Origin of the sequence: Psychrobacter sp. Ps6 (assembly GCF_022129235.1) — a bacterium.
GTDB lineage: Bacteria > Pseudomonadota > Gammaproteobacteria > Pseudomonadales > Moraxellaceae > Psychrobacter.
Genome location: NZ_JADQAI010000024.1, coordinates 1 through 4,994 on the forward strand (window position 1 = coordinate 1; position 4,994 = coordinate 4,994).

Below are 4,994 nucleotides of genomic sequence, written 5' to 3' on the forward strand. Positions count from 1 at the left end.
GTCATCACGCTATTGGGATCGTGATGGTAATAACTTGTTTGATAATAGCGACATTCGGATTGTGACGAAAATTACTTACACTAATGGCGATGAGTTTTTCGATCAACAATATTGTGTCGACTCAGCAGATGGTTCGAATAGCTCTAGTATTGGTCTAGCGCAAGGATTTGATACCTATTTAAATGGGGGGGATCAAGGCGCGGCATTTACGATTCCTTATAACACAGCTAACTATCAACCAGCTTCTCCACCTTATTCATTGGTAGGGGTAACTAAAAATTACACAATTAATGACCAGTTTATGGGATACCTTGAGCTTGATAGATCTTGGGACCGTTATTTTTCTGGACAATATTCCACCATGATAGGAACGAATTTAAATAGTTCTCCTTTTTTATTGGATAATACACTTAATACTAATACTGGAACCGATAATGGTATTGGTGTGCAATGGGGACTTGGTGTAATTAATGATGCTTCTATTCATTCGGTTCGTTTGTTATTTAGTACATTAGGTGGTGCAATTTTTCAGGCTAATGATTATGACTTAGGCGATGCTCCTGATACTTCAACAGGTACGGCTTCTGGTGATTATCAAACGCTTTATGATAATGGTGGAGCCGGACATGCATTTAATGATACTGATGGGGACAGCCAAAATGATATTGTCTTAGGTCTCTTATGGGATAATGATGACGGCAATTTACATAATATTGCGGCAACGGCTGATGACCTAGATAGTTCTGATGATGAGGATGGCGTAACATGGACAGATAGCTTCATACGTGGAGGATCTGCCGATACCTCAATTACGATAACTAAAGATCCTGAGTCAACGCTGGTTGGCTTAAGGTTATATGCATGGGCTGATTGGAACCAAGATGGTGATTGGGACGATGTCAACGAACAAGTAATCACTGATACATCCGCTACATCGGGAACACAAAATTATACAATTACTATTCCGGCAGCAGCATCTTTAGGTAATACTTATTTAAGGGTTCGAGTCTGTTCTGATACTGATTGTAACACTCCATTAGATTTAGTTGATGATGGAGAAGTGGAAGATTATTTAATTACAGTTGTTGCAGCTCAAATATCAGGCTTTGTTTTTAATGATGATGGTAGCGGTGGTGGGACGGCAACTAACGGGATTAAAGATGGCTCAGAAACAGGTCTTGGTGTAGCAGTTCCTATTGTTGCTTATAATACAACAACAGGGCTGTGTTATGCAGCTATATCTGATGCGACAACAGGATCTTATACGATTACAGCAGGTATTGCTGGTACTTATAAAGTCTATGAAGCCGTAAATGAAACCAATATAGCCTCACCAACTTGTCCTCCAACGGCTCCAACATTAGATACGAATACGGGCAGTTATGTCGGAGGAACGATAGGCGATCCCTCAACTTTCCAATCCAGTAGTGCAAATATTGTCACCGTTAGTGCAGGAGTAGTCACAAACGTTAATTTTGGTGACTTTGCGGTAAGTTCGTTTGATATCTGTTCGTCAGCGGCATATTTAACTCAAAGTAGTGGCGGTGTTACTCAGCTTAATGCAGTGAATTTAGCGACAGGAAGTATTGATCTGTTAACTTCTCCTGTTACAGCCGGTAGTGCTGTTGGGTACTCAATGGTGACCAATACATTAGCAGGAATACAAGGGACAAGTACGCTTAATTTATTTGATAGTGCTTATAACACTTACTCGTTATCTATAACTAACTCAACCATGCCAAGCGGTGCTAATAATGGTGATATCGATGATAATGGGATTTTGTATGCGCATAATGGTGGCAACTTCTATCTATTTGATACTAATCCCAATAGTGAAACTTATTTAACCCAAGTAGGAACTCTCCCTACCACAAGTTTAAATTACGCTGATATTGCTTTTAATCCAATAGATGGTCAAATATACGCAGTTTCAGTAGTTGATAATACCCTGTATCGTTTTGATCCAACTACGGGTACAAGGACGTCTTTAGGGGCTCTTGTTGGACTTCCTATAGGCCCATTTGGCGCTGCTTATTTTGATGACCAAGGTTATTTTTATATCTCTGAAAATCCATCCCCAGGTCGAATTTACCGTATTGATGTTTTAGATGGCTCAAAACCTGCTGGCAGCTATACCGCGACACTGTTCTCTCAAACCAATGCTTCTGCTGCAGGCAATGATGGTGCCCGTTGTCGTTATGCTCCAGTACCATTAGATTGGGCCGATGCACCAACTGTTGATGGTTATGCGACTGAATTAACAGCAGATGGACCTCGTCACCAAACAGATGTTGGTTTGCCATATTTAGGGGGCAATACGCCAGATAATGAAAATGATGGTCAACCAACCGCCACTGCTGATGGTGACGATACCAATGGTGTAACTCCTGATGATGAAGATGGCTTTACTCAGCCATCCATTCCAACCATTCTTGTGGCTGGAGATACTCTCTCTTTGACTGTTCCTGTGGTGACATCGGGTAGTGACAATTTATATGGTTGGATTGATTTTGATTTGGATGGTGTTTTCGATAACGATGAAACAGCGACTGTTACAGTTAATGCATCAGGTAATAGCACCTTAAATTTTACGGTTCCTGCCGATGTTCAAATTATGGATACATTTGCTCGCTTACGTATCTGTTCTAGCGGCGAAGTGTGTGCTCAACCAACAGGTAGCGCGGGGGATGGTGAGGTAGAAGATCACCTTATTTCTCTTAAACCACCCGGCGATTTAGCCTTAATGTTAGCCCTTGACCCTAGTGCGAATGTCACTTTAGGTATTCCTTTTAATGTGGTGGTCAGTGTCGAAAATATGGGAGCAACAGTAGCACTTAATACCAAAGTAACCTTGCCGATCCCTGCTGGATACAGTTTTGTGAAAGCCTATGCAGGAGATGGAGTCACTGAAATCTCTACCTATGATCCCGTTACGGGCGAGTTGGATTTAGGCGCAGTTGGCCTTGGCTTTAATGATTATGCGGTGATCCGATTAGCACCTCAATCTCTTACTGCGCCAGCGATTAGCGCAGAGATTATAGAAACCAGCATCAATGATATTGATTCCACTCCTAATAATGGGTTTGGTAATGGTGAAGATGACACCGATACCGTTACGCCAATTATCTCCAATACGGTACAGCCTGGAACCTGTGATGCACCGCGTGCCTTTGCAGCGGGAAATGCCTATCTTGATACCAATGGTGAGTATGTTGTAACCCCTAATGCAACCAATCAATATGGTTTCTTATGGAGTTACGGTTTTATCGATTTAAATCAACCGTTTTACATTGAGCTTGCTGTGTATCTAGGTGATCGCAGTGCTAATGTTGTGCCTCCTTTTAATATTGAAGCCGGTGGTGACGGTATGACCTTTGTGTTGTCTAACGACCCGCGCGGATTGAACGCACAAGGTGGCTTAGGGGGCTATTTAGGCGTTGATGGGATCGGTAATGCCAATATCTTTGGTTCAACCGAAACGCGAATCGCCCCTTCTATGGTGGTGGAATTTGATACTTTTGATAACACTTACATTGCCGCTACAGATGATGCAGTTGGAGGTCAACATATCGATCATACCGCCGTCTATTTAAATGGTGATGTTTATACTCCGTCAGCAGGGAACACGCTGATAGCTGCAACGTCTGTTGCAAATGGTGAATTAGAAGATGGGCGCTATCACATTACTCAGTTTGAGTGGGACCCAAGTACGAACACCATGATGTATTACATGGACGGGGTCTTAGTTGGCTCTTTTACTCGTGATTTAATTGCAGATTTAGGTGGAAATTTAGTTCGGTTTGGCTTTACAGGCAGTACGGGAGATGCGTACAACTTACAAAAAGGGTGTTTCACTGCCGCTCCGAATGTACTGGGTACTGATTTAGGTGATGCACCGGATACCACAGTTGGTACTGGCATTAATAATTACACCACCACATATGAAAATGATGGTGCGATGCATGTACAGGCCGATACTGATGATAATGGCTTTATCGATTTGCGAATGGGTAATTTGTGGGATGCTGATTTAGGCGACTTGCAAGATATTGGTGCCATTGCGGATGATAATAACAATTTTGATGATGAAGACGGTGTGACACTTGTACAGTCTGCGACCAAAGGGGAAAACTTTGATATTACAGTCAATGTGGTTGAAGACAGCGGCAGAACAAGTACCGGACAACGTCTCTATGCTTGGTTAGATTTTAACCTCGACGGTGATTGGGATGATGCGGGCGAGCAGGTCGTAGCCGATACCTCTGCCGCTATTGGTAATAACAGTTACAGTGTCCCGATCCCAGCTGGTGCCGTCGTAGGTTACAGCTACTTGCGGGTTCGTCTGTGTAGTGATGTGGGGTGTAATAGCCCAATTGGGTTGGCCAATGATGGCGAAGTAGAAGATTATCGAGTACTTATCTCAGATCTTGTCGGTAATAATCAGTGTGATTTGATTGTACAAACCCGTTTACCTATAGCGGCAACAGACTATAGCTATAACTCATTAGATGTAACCGTTGATCCGATTACTTTCTCTGATATCGTCAACCCAATTAGTATTACGAATCAAAGTAATATCGCCAATATTAATGCATTAGGCTTTAACCGCATCAATGGGTTGATTTACGGTACTTTTACCGATATGTCACAAGCCGATCGCATTCATCATCTGTTTGTGACTGATAAAACGGGGACCAGTTTCATCGATTTAGGGGAGATCCGCGCTGAATCTGCCACCACTATTCGTCGTCTGCAAGATGGGGAAAGTTTTGATTTTGCAGCCGGAGATTCATTGCGTCATACCGGATACAGCTCAACGTCAACCGTTTTAAGCTCCCCAACTGCGGGTGATGTTACCGCTGATGGTAACCATTTAATTGTATGGCGTACTTCTTGGGATTCCCTAGTTAAAATTGACCTCAATACTCAAACTTTCACGACCGTACCTTTAGATATTGCAACCATGGGGGGATCTTATGGTGGTGGTTCTATTG

The 4,994-nt window shown here is 42.7% G+C and carries 1 protein-coding gene; it reads left to right on the forward strand.

The window, feature by feature from the left end; translation table 11 throughout:
• Positions 1–361 precede the first annotated feature (361 nt).
• Positions 362–4,994, forward strand: a 4,633-nt coding sequence (locus tag I3255_RS13070; protein WP_238039204.1) for a GEVED domain-containing protein, incomplete at its 3' end; no start/stop codon positions are given.